The sequence below is a fragment of the Acidimicrobiales bacterium genome (genome assembly GCA_016794585.1).
Taxonomy (GTDB): Bacteria; Actinomycetota; Acidimicrobiia; order Acidimicrobiales; family DATDAH01; genus JAEUJM01.
Genome location: JAEUJM010000019.1, coordinates 25,902 through 39,524, shown reverse-complemented (window position 1 = coordinate 39,524; position 13,623 = coordinate 25,902). Strand labels below are relative to the sequence as shown.

Below are 13,623 nucleotides of genomic sequence, written 5' to 3'. Positions count from 1 at the left end.
GGGTCGCGCGACTTCCTAGAATCACCCCTTGGTGGGGGAGACGAAGCCGATGAGTCGGGCCGAATCACAGGAGCGGACGAGGGCGGCGTTGCTCGCCGCGGCCGACCGGCGATTCGAGGCCCAGGGGTACCTGGGCACCACGCTGTCCGAGATCGCGGCCGACGCCGGGCTCACCAAGGGTGCGGTGTACGCCAACTTCCGATCGAAGGCCGACCTGTTCCTGGCGGTCCGCCAGGAGTGGTCCCTGGGCGGGATCCCGCTCCTCGCCGAGCAGGCTGCCGCCCTCGACGACCTCGACGAGTGGATCGCCCTCATCGCCGACTGGGTGGCCGCCCTCGGTGGCGAGGGCGAGCAGCGCCAGCGGGCCTACTCCGAGTTCCTGGTCGAGGCGGCCGCGACCCCCGAGGCGGCACGCGCCTTCGTCGAGCCCTACCGCTCGGCCCGCACGATGGTGTCGACCATGCTGGCCGCCGAGCTCAGCCGCCTGCTCGATCTCGCCGTCGAGCCCCTGCACCTCGAGGTGCAGGTCGACATCTTCTTCGCCGCCGTCGCCGGTCTGGCGTTCATCCGCACCCTCGACGCCACCATCCCGAGCGAGGCCTACCGGGTGGCCGTGCGCAACCTGATCCTCGGCACCATGGAGGTCGCCGCGGAGCCGCCGACGGGTTGATCCCGCCGCTGCGGGCCGACTTGACCCGGCGGTGACACGCTGGGACACTCGGAAACTGAGGGTATTCGAGTGCCGGTCGGCGCCCTTCGACCGTCGGCACTCCGCCGTCACGGTCCCCTTCACCGCCGTGACGGCGGCCCTCCCACGCCACGGGCGTACCCGGGAGGAGGTGCGGGGGCCGGTTCCCACCACCTCCTCCCGGCGGCGAGGGCGGGTCGGGTGAACGTGCTCAGGCGGACCCGACGATGACGGTGGCGTAGTGGTTGGCCACGCGGTCGAGGTCGCCGCCGAGGAGCTCGAGATCGATGGTGAGCGGCCCCGGCGCGTCGGGCACCTCGAACTCGATGCCGCCGATGCGGGTGCACTCGTCCGCGGGCAGGTCTCCCTGCCACCCCCACGTCTCCTCACCGCCGGCCCACCGGACCGTGGCGCCGACCCGGGCGCCGGCCACCAGCCGGTGCAGGTCGGACACGGCGTGCACGTCGAGCGTGAGGCGCTCGCCGGCGCGCACGGTCTCAGGCGGGCGTTGGCAGGTCACGATCACCGGCCGGCACGCCTCGACCAGCGCGGCGTGGGCCGCCTTGGGTGCGCGGTCGTGCCCGAGCACGCTCCAGGTCACCGCCGGGTGGCCGTCGGCGAAGCAGAACTGGGCGAACCCACCGGTCGGGCGGTACTTCAGCTTGCGGAGCGCCTCGATGTGGTGCTTCACGACCTCGGCCTGGTAGCGCTGGGTGGCGTCACGCCACTCGTCGAAGGTGGTGGAGTCCGCCGGCGGCACGTAACGGTCGAAGGCGTGCTTCTGGAGGTTGTGGGTGCGGGCGAGGCGGGGCCAGTCGAGATCTGGCCAGCGCTCGGGCTCGCAGAAGGCGGCGTCCTCCGGCACGGCCTGCGCGCCGAACTCGGTGACGAAGCGGGCGAGGCGGGGGAGGCGGCGCAGGAAGGTCGGGAAGTCGCGCTCGTCGCCGAAGTACCAACCGAAGTAGGTGTGGGTGTCGGTGCCGTCGAGCTGGGGCAGGTGGGGGAACATCCCCGAGCTCGCGATGACCGGTCGGGACGAGTCGGCCTTGCGGAGCGAGCGCTTGATGGAGCGGTCGAGGATCGTGCGGTTCCAGGTGGGCAGCTCCTGGGCGGCGAGCGCCCGTAGCGCCAGCTTGCGCACCTCGGCGGGGTCGCCGAGCGCTTCGGCGTCGATGTCGATGGCCATGGGCTCGTTGTGCCCGCACCAGATGGCCACCGAGGGATGGTGGCCGAGCAGCTCGACGGCCTTGCGGGCCTGGCGGACCGCCTGCTTGCGCACCCCACGGGCGTAGCCCCACTGGAGGGGGAGGTCCTGCCAGAGCAGGAGTCCGGCCTCGTCGGCGGCGTCGTACACCTCGGGCCGGGTGATGTGGGCGTGCAGGCGGAGGAAGTCGAGCCCGGCGTCACGGGCGAGGGCGACGTCACCTCGGAGATCCTCGACGGTGGCCTCGGCGAGGGCCTGGCGGGTCGGCCCCTGGTTCGAGCCCTTCAGGAAGAGGCGCTCGCCGTTGACGTGGGCGATCCAGTTGCGCAGCTCGACCGTGCGGAAGCCCAGTCGGCGGGTGACCCGGTGGCTGACCTCGCCGCCGTCGGTGCGCACCTCGATGGTGACGTCGTGCAGCGGCTGGTCGCCGAGCGACCACGGCCACCAGCGCTCGGGGTCGGCCACCGAGACCGACCACTCGACCCGGTTCTCGCCCGCTGCGAGCGGATGTTCGGCCACCTGCTCGACGATCGGGCGGTCGTCGCCGGCGGGCGCGACGGTGGTGCGGATCTCGACCGTCCCTGCGTCGAGCGTGTCGACCACCGCCCCGATGGCGACGGTGGCGTTCGTCTCGCTGGCGTCGGTGCAGATCATCGACGGGCGCCGGAAGCGCACGGGGCCCGTCTCCTCGAGGCGCACCGGCCGCCAGATGCCGCCGGGGTTGCGGTCGCGGTCGTGGCAGTCCCAGTGCTGGAACACGCCGGTCAGGTTGCGCTTGGCCGCCCGGTCGAGCTGCGGCGCGCAGATCACCTCGATGGCGAGCGCGTGCTCGGCCCGCGCGGTGAGGGCCTCGGTGACCTCGAAGGTGTGGTGGAAGAAGTAGCCCTCGGTCGCACCGACGTAGCCCTCGTCGAGCCACACGTCGCCCTGGTAGAAGACGCCGTCGAGGACCAGCCAGGATCGTCGCCCCTCGGCGGGCGCGGGCGCACCGAAGCCGTGGCGGAAGAGCAGCGGTCCCTCGGTGCCCGCGAAGGCCGGTGTCGACTGCCAGTGGCCCGGCACCTCGATCGGCTCCCAGCCGGAGTCGTCGAACCCATCGAGGGTGTAGGTGCGACGCAGGTCCTCGTCGGCGATCGCCGCTCGCCACGTGCCCGAGAGATCGAGAGCCAAGGGGTCCGAGGGTAATGGTCGCGGCCGGGCCCCCGGCCCTCGGGGCCGCGGAATCCGACCCGGACGGGGCCGCCGGGGTAGGGGACGGTCGTGGACACCTACCAACTGCTCCTGGCCATCCTCGGGGTGGCGGTGCTGGGGTCGGCGGTGCTCCCCCGGCTGGTGCACCGCCGGCCGATCTCGGTGCCGATCGTGTACGTGGCGGCCGGCATGGTCCTGTTCGCGCTGCCGCTGGGCCTGGAGGCGCCGCTGCCCGGCACGGGGGCGGACACGGACACCAACTGGGCCGAGCGGCTCACGGAGTTCGTGGTGATCGTCTCCCTCATGGGCGCCGGACTGAAGCTGCGCCGACCCATCGGCTGGCGGTCTTGGGGCACCACCTGGCGATTGCTCGGCATCACCATGCCGCTCACGATCGCCGGCATCGCGCTGTTGGGGGGACTGGCGGCGGGGCTGCCGCTGGCGGCGGCCGTCCTCCTCGGCGCCGTGCTCGCACCCACCGACCCGGTGCTCGCGTCCGACGTGCAGGTGGAGGGCGTGCAGGGTCCCGAGGAGGAGGACGCCGACGACGAGGTCCGCTTCGGCCTGACCTCGGAGGCCGGCCTCAACGACGCCCTCGCCTTCCCGTTCACGAACCTCGCCATCGCGATCGCGGCCGGTGGAAGCTGGCTGGCCGGTTGGGTCGTGGACGACGTGGTCGTGCACCTCTCCGTCGGTCTCGTGGTGGGCGTGCTGCTCGGTCGGGTCATCGCCTACCTGGCCTTCAGCGTCGGGTCACCGCTGGCCCTCGCCCGCACCGGCCAGGGCTTCGTCTCCGTGGGAGCGACCCTGCTGGTCTACGGCGTGGCGGAGCTCGCCCATGGCTACGGCTTCCTCGCGGTGTTCGTGGCCGCGGTCACCATCCGCAGGTACGAGCTCGACCACGAGTACCACGAGGTGCTGCACGACTTCGCCGAGACCCTCGAACGCCTCGCGAGCATCGTGTTCCTGTTGCTGCTGGGCGGGTCGGTGGTCGACGGTGCCCTCGGGGCACTCACGCCCGCAGGCATCGCCGTGGCCGTGGCCGCGATCGTGGTGGTGCGGCCGCTGGCTGGCTGGGTCGGCCTGCTCGGGTCGCCCACCGACGCGCCCACACGGGCGGCGCTGGCCTTCTTCGGGGTCCGCGGGATGGGCACGATCTACTACCTGGCGCACGCGGTGACCGAGGAGGCCTTTCCGGAAGCCCGCGAGGTGTGGTCGATCGCCATCCTCACCATCGTCTTGTCGATCGTCGTCCATGGGACCACCGCCAGCATCGCCCTGTCCGGGATCGAGCGGAAGGTCGACCGTGACGGGGCGGGCACAGACCGCCGAGCTCGACCGTCGCCCCCCTCCGCGTGACCGGTAGGTTGGCGCGCATGTCGTCGCGACCCGCCACCATCGGCCAGCTCCGCGAGTCCGGCTGGGAGTCGGTTCCCATCAAGGAGGAGGTGCGCCGCAACGCGGTCGCCAAGATCGCCTCCGGCGAGCCCCTCTTCGCCGAGGTGCTCGGCTACGAGGACACCGTCATGCCCCAGCTCGAGAACGCGCTGCTCGCGGGGCACGACGTGATCTTCCTGGGCGAGCGGGGTCAGGCGAAGACCCGCATGATCCGCTCGCTCACCGGGCTGCTCGACGAGTGGATGCCGATCATCGTCGGTTCCGAGATCAACGACGACCCCTACCACCCGGTGTCGAAGCACGCCCGGGACCTCGTGGCCGAGCACGGCGACGACACCAACATCGAGTGGGTCCACCGCGACCTGCGCTACGGCGAGAAGCTGGCCACCCCCGACACGTCCATCGCCGACCTCATCGGCGAGGTCGATCCCATCAAGGTCGCCGAGGGCCGTTACCTCTCCGACGAGCTCACCCTCCACTACGGCCTCGTCCCCCGTACCAACCGTGGCATCTTCGCCATCAACGAGCTGCCCGACCTCTCCGAGCGCATCCAGGTCGGACTGCTGAACGTGCTCGAGGAGCGAGACGTCCAGGTGCGCGGCTACAAGATCCGCCTCCCCCTCGACGTGTTGCTCTTCGCCTCGGCCAACCCCGAGGACTACACGAACCGCGGGCGGATCATCACCCCGCTGAAGGACCGCTTCGGCGCCCAGATCCGCACCCACTACCCCCTCGACGTCGAGACCGAGGTGGCCATCGCCGCCCAGGAGGCCCGTCCGTTCGACCTCGAGGGCGTGCGGGTCTCCGTGCCCGAGTACATGTCCGAGATCGTGGCCACCATCAGCCACCTGGCCCGTCAGAGCCCGCACATCAACCAGGCCTCCGGCGTGTCGGTGCGCCTCACCGTGTCGAACGAGGAGACCCTGATCGCCAACGCCCTCCGGCGGTCGCTGCGCATGGGCGAGACCGAGGTCGTGCCGCGGGTGAGCGACCTCGAGGCGCTCGTCTCCTCCACCGCCGGCAAGGTCGAGATCGAGGCCATCGAGGAGGGCCGCGACGCGCAGATCGTCGAGCAGATCATGAAGGGCGCGGTGCTGACGGTGTTCAAGGAGCACTTCGCGGTCGAGGACCTGCGTGGTGTGCTCGACGCCTTCGACGAGGGCGCGGTGGTCAACGCCGGCGAGGACGTCGGCGCCGACGACTACGCCCAGCTCGTCACCTCGGTGCCGGCGCTGCGCGACGCCGTGCGGCAGCTGACCGACGACGAGTCGCCCGCGGCGGTGGCCGGCGCCGTCGAGCTCGTCCTCGAGGGCCTCCACCTGTCGAAACGCCTCAACAAGGACGCAGTCGGCGCCCGCGCCACCTACCGAGGCCGCGGCTGAGCCGAGCGGTCCGGGAGCGGGGACGGGAGCCCAGATGGGGGAGAGCGGCTCGGTGGACGGGTGGGAGCGGGCGGCCCAGCGGTTCGTGGCGAACGGCCCCATCGGGCTGATGACCTTCGACGCCCGAGCCGTCGTGGTGTACGCCAACGAGGCGGCGCTGGAGATCATCGGACGCGACCCCACGGGAATGTCCGTCACCGACCTCCTGCACGCGGACGACCTCACCCGGATCCTCGCCGCAACCAAGATCCAGCGGAGCTGGGCCGACCCCTCCCGCAACCCCGGATCGGTGTGGCGGATGCTCCTGGCCGACGGTGGCAGCGTCGAGGTGCTCACCCAGGCCCGGATGCTTCCGGTCGACGGCGAGTCCTACCTCCAGATCGGGTTCCTTCCGGCACCACCGCGGCTCACGGTGCTCGACACCCTCCACGACGTGGCCGCCGGCCGGCCCCTGTCGCACACCTTCGCCCGGCTCATGGAGGGCATCGTCAGCGATGTCGCCGGCATGGCCATCAACTGGATGGACCCGGAAGGCCAACTGCACGTGTTCGGCAACCTCCCGCCGGTGCTCGCCGGGGTCGGGAGGGACGGTCGGCGGGACGCCGACCCCGAGACGCCCTGGTGGCGGGCGACCGAGTACGGCGAGCCGGCCGAGCAGGTAGGCCTCGACGGCCTGCCGGCCGAGGTCGGCGACGCCGCGACCGCAGCCGGCTTCGTGGCCTGCTGCGTGTCGCCCGTGCCCGACCCGGCGACCGGCGAGTCTCTCCTCTACGTCAACTGGGTGCGCGACGCCTCGATGCTCGCCTACGTCCGGCAGACCTTCGCCGACGTGCTGGCCGATGTCCTGCAGGTGGCCCTCGTGCGCGCCGAGGACGCCCGCCGCCTGTACTTCGCCGCCCGCCATGACCACCTGACCGGCCTGGCCAACCGCGGCGCCTTCTTCGACGCCCTCACCGCAGCCATCGGTCAGGGTCCCGCGAGCGTGCTGTACCTGGACCTCGACGGTTTCAAACTCGTCAACGACCACTTTGGTCACGACGCCGGCGACCAGGTCCTCGTCGCCGTCGCCGAGCGCCTGGAGGCGTGCGTGCCCGGGGACGCGCTCGTGGCCCGTCTCGGCGGCGACGAGTTCGCCATCGTGGTGCCCGGCGACGACGGGACCGTGGCGGAGGCGCTCGCGGTACGGGTGGTCGACTCGGTGGGCCGGCCCTTCGCGCTCGAGCCCTACGGCGAGATCGCGGTCAGCGTCAGCGTCGGCTGTTCGGTCACCGACGGGCAGGCGCCGGCGAACGCCAACGACCTCGTGGTGGCCGCCGACGAGGCCTTGCGCTCGGCCAAGGGAGATGGCAAGGGCACCTGGGTGCGGGCCACCAGCCGCTGAACGGCTGCACCGCCCCGCGGCGCGCGGCACGATGGTGGCCATGGCCATCTCGAAGGACGCCGCCCGCACCTACCAGCTCGAGTACGCCCCCGTCTTCGACGCCGCCTGCCGGGCGGCCGCCCGCTGCAACATGGCCGTGCAGGCCGCCGACCCGGCCACCGGCGCCATCACCCTCTCGACCTCGATGTCGCTGGCGTCTTGGGGTGAGAACATCGCCCTGCAGGTGGGGCAACTCGAGCCGGGTGTGATCCAGGTGGGCATGCGCTCGGGGGTGAAGTTCGGCCTCGTGGACTGGGGCAAGAACGACAAGAACATCAACCGCTTCTTCGCCGCCCTCGACGCCGAGCTCGGCCTGTCGGGGCCCCTCCCCGGTGTGCCCCCGAACGCACCCCAGCAGATGTCCCCGGGTCCCCGCGGGCAGATGTCACCGGCGCCGCACTTCGCCCCGGGCGTCGGCGTGCCCGGACCCGCCCTCGGCGTCCCCACCGCGCCCCCCGGCCCGCCGGCGGGCTGGCACCCGGACCCGGGTGGCCGCCACGAGTACCGCTACTGGGACGGCGCCACCTGGACCGACCAGGTCAGCGACGCCGGCGCCGTCTCCGCCGACCCGCTCTGAGCGGAGCCGTTCCCGAGGCAATGGCGCGCGCCATTGCCTCGACTTCGCCGGGCGGCCGGCTCCTCGACTACGGGGAGAGGAGGTCGCGGGTGGCCCAGTCCGAGGCCAGCGCCGCCGAGTCGCGGGGCTTGCGGTTCCGATCGAACAGCCCGAAGGGCACGTCGAAGCCGTGGAGCCACTCGTAGTTGTCGATGCCCGTCCAGTGGAAGAAGCCCCGGACGTCGATCCCGTCGGCCGCCGCGGAGGCGACCTCGGCCAGGGACGCCCGGAGCACCTCCTCGCGCCACTCGTCGTCGGTGGTGCCGACGCCGTGCTCGGCGATCAGCAGCGGCCGGCCAGGCAGCTCGTCGGCGAGGCGACGCAGGACGATGCCGAGGCCCTCGCTCCACGGGGCGTAGCCGAGGGGCCCGACGCGGGCGTCGGCGGGATAGGGGACGAACGGGTTGTCGGCATCGTCGGCGATCCCGTAGGCCGAGTAGTAGGAGAAGCCGACGAGGTCGAACGAGCCGGCCATCTCGGGGATCTCGACGTCGGCGCGGCCGGGCGTGCGCAGCAATCCGTCGCGCAGGGCGCTGATCCACCCCCACAGGGCCTCGTCGACGGTGTCGGCGAGGGCGGTGACGTGGGGTTCGGTGGAGCGGGGCACGACCGGCGCCAGGTTGTAGACGGTGGCCACGGGCTGGTCGCCGCCCTTGAGCAGCAGCCACGCCTCGTGGTTGGCCAGGTGCACCGCCCGCAAGGCGTCGAAGAACTTCTCGGGGTCACGTCGGCCGGGAGGGAACGTCCCGTCGAGCCACCCCAGCGAGGCGTAGGCCACCGGTTCGTTGATGGGCTTCCAGCCGAACACCAGGTCGCCGAAGGTCTCGGCCACCCGGTCGACATGGCGGGGCCAGTGGTAGCGGCGGGCCTTGTCGTCGACGAAGCCGCCGAGGTCGTCCGAGAACCAGCCCGGGAGCGAGAAGTGGTGGAGGCACACCCACACCGACAGGCCGGCGTCGTTGGCGGCCTCGAGCATCGACCGGTAGTGCTCGACGGCGTCGCGGTCCCACTTGCCGGGCTCGGGCTCGAGGCGGGCCCACTCGATCGACAGGCGGTGGTGGGTGAGGCCGGCATCGGCGAGCAGGGCGAAGTCGTCGCGGTAGTTGGTGGCGAAGCCGTTGCCGTCACGCGACGCCGGCGCCCGCCCGAGCCGCTCCCACCGGGCCCAGTCGGCGCGGGGCGCGGCCCCCTCGGCCTGGGTGGACGAGGCGGCGGTCCCCCACCAGAAGCGGTCTTGGCTGCCGGCGTCCCAGGTCATGGGGTGGATCCTGACTCATCGACGGCGGGCAGCGTGAACGGCGGGATGGCCGTGGTCACCGTGTACTCGCCGAGGGCGGCCTCGACCACGAGGCGAGCCCATGGCTTGAACCGTTCCTCTCCGTCGAACACGTCGTCGAGCACTGCCTGGGCGGCGTCGACTGATCGCACGTCGCACCGACGGAGCAGGATCGCGATGTCGTCGTCGTCTCGACCCGGCCTCGCGGCTGGAGCTTCATGGCCAGGAGCAACCGAGCCGGAGCGACTTCGATCACCACCGAACCTGCTTCGAGGAATGGCACTCCCGGAGGTAGCCCGTGCGCGGGGACGAACTGCGCAGCGCCGGCGTTGAGCCAATCGGGAGGCAGGTCTCGCTGCTCGGCGAACTCGTGCACGACTCGATCGATCTCGGGGCCGGGGACGTACCACGCGTCGATGTCTCGAGTCAGCGCGCGCTCGTGGTGGTCGTAGTGGCAGAGGGCGAGAGCAGCGCCGCCGAGGAGGTAGATCCGGGCGGGGACCCCGAGGCCATCAAGTCGACGGGCGACTGCGGTCAGCAGCGATCGGACTTCCGCGGCGTCGAACAGTCGCGTGCGGTCGGTCATGTCAGACGCTGTCGAAGAACTCGCGCGGGATGTACACGTTTCGTCGCGCGAAGGCCCGCGGAACCGTTGCCCGTGCCGCGAGGCGAAGGTCGGGGTGCTCGATCAGGTCCCACTCGACCGAGGAGAACCGAGACGGCTCGTCGACCCAGGTGGGCGTGGGCAGGCCCCGTTGGACCAACGAGTGATCGACGATGGCCGCCAATGCGGCGTCGACGCGTTGGTCGTTCGTGGTCTCCGGGGCGGCGATGGTCAACGCAATGGCGGTCGTCGGCTCCGCACCACGGAGATCGTTGCTGAACTCGACCAGCGACTTGTTCACGACCGCGGGTCGGTCGGCCTCGTCGCGCAATGCGAGGGCCCATTCGGCGACCGTCGGGCGGGTGGTGGGGATCGACACGAGGCGGTGCCCGGTGGCGCGCAGAATCTGCTCGAGCTTGGCCACGGTCGTGTCGCGGTCACCGGTCTCGATGTCGGACAGGGAGGGCTGGGCGACGCCGCAGCGGCGGGCGAGCTCACGCTGCGACCAGCCGCGGCTGGTGCGGGCGGCGTGGAGGAACGAGCTTGCGGGCACACCTGAACGATAACAGATATGTGATCACGCCGACCATGGGGGCGCTCGGGTCTGACCGGGCGCAGGCCCGTCGCCCGCGTAGCCTCCGGACATGGCACGCCACACCAGAGGCCGGGTCTCCCGGTGGCTGCCGACGGTCCTGGGCCTGGTCTGCCTCGCCGGCCTCGTGGTCGTCGTGGCCCGGGTGATGGCGCCCGACTCGTCGAGCGGCACGGCGGCCGAGCCGACCGAGGAGGGTGCCGACGCCGAGCCGTCCGGCGATGCCTTCGGGGTCACCACCACCTCATCGCCGCTGCCGGACGGGTGCGAGACGGTCGTCGTGTCCCCGCCCGACGCGGCCGACCAGTACGAGGGAGACCTGTGCGTGCCCGAGGGCGTGGTCAACGACACCGCCATCGTCCTGGTCCACGGCGGCGGCGGCTTCGGCGGCGAGCGCAGCGACATGCGGGCGTGGGCCGAGGTGTACCGCGACGCCGGCTACGCCACCCTCTCGACCGACTACCTGATCTTCGACGAAACGACCCGTTCGCCCGTCTACCCCGAGCCCGAGCAGGACGTGAAGGCCGCGGTCCAGTGGCTGCGGGGCGAGGGTCCCGACCACGGCGTGGCCGCCGATCACATCGTCGTGCACGGCATCTCGGCCGGCGCCCGCCTCGGCGGCCAGATCGAGGTGACGCCCGACGACCCGTACTACCAGGACACCGAGCTCTGGCCCGGGACGTCCGATGCCATCGATGGCTTCATCGGCTTCTACGGCTACTACACCGGCCTCCAGTTCGACGAGGAGCGCTACTACGGGGGCCCCGAGGACAGCGCGGACCCGCTCGTGCTGGGCCGCTGGCAGCGAGCCGACTCCACCGAGTTGGCCGCCGGCGCCGTCGCCCCTGCCCTGTTGGTGCACGGCGCCGACGACGGCCTCGTGGCGGCCGAGCAGAGCGAGCGCTTCGGCGCCGCCCTTGGCGCTGCGGGCGTCGACGTCACCACCCGAATCCTCCCCGGCGAGGGCCATGCCTTCGACCTCGACGAGGACGGCTCGCTGAGCGCCGACGGCGAGGCCCTCGCCCCCGAGGTCCTCGCCTGGCTCCGCGACCACGTGGGCTGACACCGCCCCTTCCGTCCTGACCCCGATCCGGTGCCCCGGATCCGGCGCCCAGGGCAGCGAGGTCCGGTGACCGTTCGCGGCGATGGCTCGGGTGCCCACCCGGCCGTACGGCGCCGAAGGGTGACGGGTAGCCTCGGGACGTGCTCCGCCGGCGCAAGGCCCCCGCTCCCCGCTTCGCCTACTCGCGGTGGGACGGCACCCAGGTGGGCTTCGAGCTCGACGCCGACGACGTGTTCTCCGAGATCACCGACGACCTGCTCTACCACGGCGACCTCAACGCCGCGCTGCGGCGGATGATGCAGTCCGGGTTCCGCGACCGCAACGGCGAGCGCATGGAGGGCGTGCGCGACATGCTCGAGAAGCTGCGCCGGCGCCGCAAGGAGACCCTCGAGCAGCATGACCTCGGGGGCGTCTACGACGACATCGCCGAAGAGCTGCGCGAGGTCGTCGAGATGGAGCGGGGCGGCATCGAGGACCTCCAGCGCGAGGCCCGCGAGTCGGGCGACGCCCGCCGCCAGGAGCTCACCGACCAGGTCGCCATGGAGCGCAACCTCCAGCTCGACATGCTCCCCCCCGACCTCGCCGGCCAGGTCCGTGAGCTCCAGGAGTACGAGTTCACGTCGTCAGAGGCCCGTGAGCGCTTCGACGAGCTGGTCGACCAGCTGCGCCAGCAGCTCATGCAGCGCTACGTGGACCAGATGACCGGGGCCATGAACGACATGTCCCCCGAGGACATGGCCCGCATGAAGGACATGATGGCCGAGCTCAACCAGATGCTCGAGCAGCGCGAGCGCGGCGAGACGCCCGACTTCGAGGGGTTCATGGAGCGCTTCGGCGACTTCTTCCCCGAGAACCCCGAGACCCTCGACGAGCTGCTCGAGGTGATGGCCCAGCGCATGGCGGCCATGCAGGCGATGCTCAACTCGATGACGCCCGAGCAGCGGGCGCAGCTCCAGAGCCTGTCCGAGCAGTTGCTCGAGGACATGGACCTGCGCTGGCAGGCCGACCAACTGGCCGAGAACCTGCGCAACGCGTTCCCCAACGCCGGCTGGGACAAGCAGTACAACTTCAGCGGCCAGGACCCACTCGGCTTCGCCGAGGCGGCCGAGATGATGGGAGAGCTGGGCGACATCGACCAGCTCGAGAACCTGCTGCGGGGCGCCACCAACCCCGGCGCACTCGCCGAGGCCGACATCGACAAGGTGCGCGACCTGCTCGGCGAGCAGTCGGCCGAGAGCCTCGAGCGCATCCAGGAGCTGGCCCGCATGCTCGAGGAGGCGGGTCTGGTCGAGAACAAGGAGGGTCGCCTCGAGCTCACGCCCCGGGGCCTGCGCCGCGTCGGCGCCAACGCCCTCAACGACCTGTTCAAGCACCTGTCCCGCAGTCAGATGGGCCGCCACGAGCTCGAGCGCAAGGGCACGGGCCACGAGCGCACCTACGACACCAAGCCCTACGAGTTCGGTGACCCCTTCAACCTGAGCATCGAGCGCACGGTCCGCAACGCCATCCGCCGCACCGGCGGCGGCACGCCGGTGCGCCTCACCCCCGACGACTTCGAGGTCGAGGAGACCGAGCACCTGGTGCGCACCAGCACCGTGCTGATGATCGACCTCTCCCTCTCGATGCCCATGCGGGACAACTTCCTGGCCGCCAAGAAGGTGGCCATGGCCCTGCACTCGCTGATCTCCACCAACTACCCCCGCGACTACCTGGGGCTCGTGGGCTTCAGCGAGATCGCCCGCGACCTCACCCCCGAGCAGCTGCCCGAGGTGTCGTGGGACTTCGTCTACGGCACCAACATGCAGCACGGCTTCCAGATCGCCCGTCGCAAGCTCGCCCGCCAGACCGGTACGAAGCAGATCATCATGATCACCGACGGTGAGCCCACCGCCCACCTGCGCGAGAACGGCGAGGTGTTCTTCAACTACCCGCCAGTGCGCGAGACCGTCGACGCCACCCTCACCGAGGTCGCCCGCCTCACCCGCGAGGGCATCCGCATCAACACCTTCATGCTCGACGCCGACCGCGGCCTCAAGCACTTCATCGAGCAGCTCACCCGCCTGAACAAGGGCCGGGCCTTCTTCACCAGCCCCGACACCCTCGGCGACTACGTCCTGGTCGACTTCATCGAGCAGCGCCGGGCCCTCGTCCAGGGTCGCGGCGGCCGCCGGCGCTCCGCCTGAACAGGG

At 71.5% G+C, this 13,623-nt stretch carries 11 protein-coding genes; 7 read left to right on the top strand and 4 right to left on the bottom strand.

What is annotated here, in order from left to right; all coding sequences use genetic code 11:
* Nucleotides 1–49: 49 nt before the first annotated feature.
* Nucleotides 50–670 (top strand): TetR/AcrR family transcriptional regulator, encoded by a 621-nt coding sequence (locus tag JNK12_11190; GenBank protein ID MBL8776493.1) that lies wholly within the window; start codon nt 50–52, stop codon nt 668–670.
* A 229-nt stretch (nt 671–899) separates the two neighbouring features.
* On the opposite strand, the gene JNK12_11185 is transcribed toward JNK12_11190, so the two are convergent.
* Nucleotides 900–3,062 carry a hypothetical protein gene (locus JNK12_11185; protein ID MBL8776492.1) on the bottom strand — a complete coding sequence of 721 codons (2,163 nt, stop codon included), beginning with the start codon at nt 3,060–3,062 and terminating at the stop codon, nt 900–902.
* A 90-nt stretch (nt 3,063–3,152) separates the two neighbouring features.
* Between JNK12_11185 and JNK12_11180 the strand changes: the two genes are divergently transcribed.
* From JNK12_11180 to JNK12_11165, 4 genes are all read left to right on the top strand, one after another.
* Complete coding sequence (locus JNK12_11180) at nt 3,153–4,442, top strand: cation:proton antiporter (GenBank protein MBL8776491.1); 1,290 nt, start codon at nt 3,153–3,155, stop codon at nt 4,440–4,442.
* 17 nt (nt 4,443–4,459) lie between these two features.
* Nucleotides 4,460–5,863 carry a magnesium chelatase gene (locus JNK12_11175; GenBank protein ID MBL8776490.1) on the top strand — a complete coding sequence of 468 codons (1,404 nt, stop codon included), beginning with the start codon at nt 4,460–4,462 and terminating at the stop codon, nt 5,861–5,863.
* Between the two features lie 34 nt (nt 5,864–5,897).
* The gene (locus JNK12_11170; protein ID MBL8776489.1) at nt 5,898–7,244 is read left to right on the top strand and encodes a GGDEF domain-containing protein; all 1,347 of its coding nucleotides are present in this window, start codon (nt 5,898–5,900) and stop codon (nt 7,242–7,244) included.
* 421 nt (nt 7,245–7,665) lie between these two features.
* Nucleotides 7,666–7,860, top strand: a complete 195-nt coding sequence (locus JNK12_11165) for a DUF2510 domain-containing protein (protein MBL8776488.1) — start codon at nt 7,666–7,668, stop codon at nt 7,858–7,860.
* Nucleotides 7,861–7,927: 67 nt separating this feature from the next.
* Here JNK12_11165 and JNK12_11160 read toward each other — a convergent pair whose 3' ends face one another.
* The 3 genes from JNK12_11160 to JNK12_11150 form a co-directional block, all read right to left on the bottom strand.
* Nucleotides 7,928–9,157: a glycoside hydrolase family 1 protein gene (locus JNK12_11160; protein MBL8776487.1), complete on the bottom strand. Its 1,230-nt coding sequence runs from the start codon at nt 9,155–9,157 to the stop codon at nt 7,928–7,930.
* Nucleotides 9,154–9,327, bottom strand: a complete 174-nt coding sequence (locus tag JNK12_11155; GenBank protein ID MBL8776486.1) for a hypothetical protein — start codon at nt 9,325–9,327, stop codon at nt 9,154–9,156. The genes JNK12_11160 and JNK12_11155 overlap by 4 nt, the downstream gene beginning before the upstream one ends.
* A 435-nt stretch (nt 9,328–9,762) precedes the next feature.
* The gene (locus JNK12_11150; GenBank protein ID MBL8776485.1) at nt 9,763–10,332 is read right to left on the bottom strand and encodes a helix-turn-helix transcriptional regulator; all 570 of its coding nucleotides are present in this window, start codon (nt 10,330–10,332) and stop codon (nt 9,763–9,765) included.
* A gap of 91 nt (nt 10,333–10,423) precedes the next feature.
* Here JNK12_11150 and JNK12_11145 point away from each other — a divergent pair, with 91 nt between their 5' ends.
* Nucleotides 10,424–11,434 (top strand): alpha/beta hydrolase, encoded by a 1,011-nt coding sequence (locus JNK12_11145; GenBank protein MBL8776484.1) that lies wholly within the window; start codon nt 10,424–10,426, stop codon nt 11,432–11,434.
* A gap of 140 nt (nt 11,435–11,574) precedes the next feature.
* Nucleotides 11,575–13,617, top strand: coding sequence for a hypothetical protein (locus tag JNK12_11140; GenBank protein ID MBL8776483.1), 2,043 nt, complete (start codon nt 11,575–11,577; stop codon nt 13,615–13,617).
* The last annotated feature ends 6 nt before the right edge of the window (nt 13,618–13,623 follow it).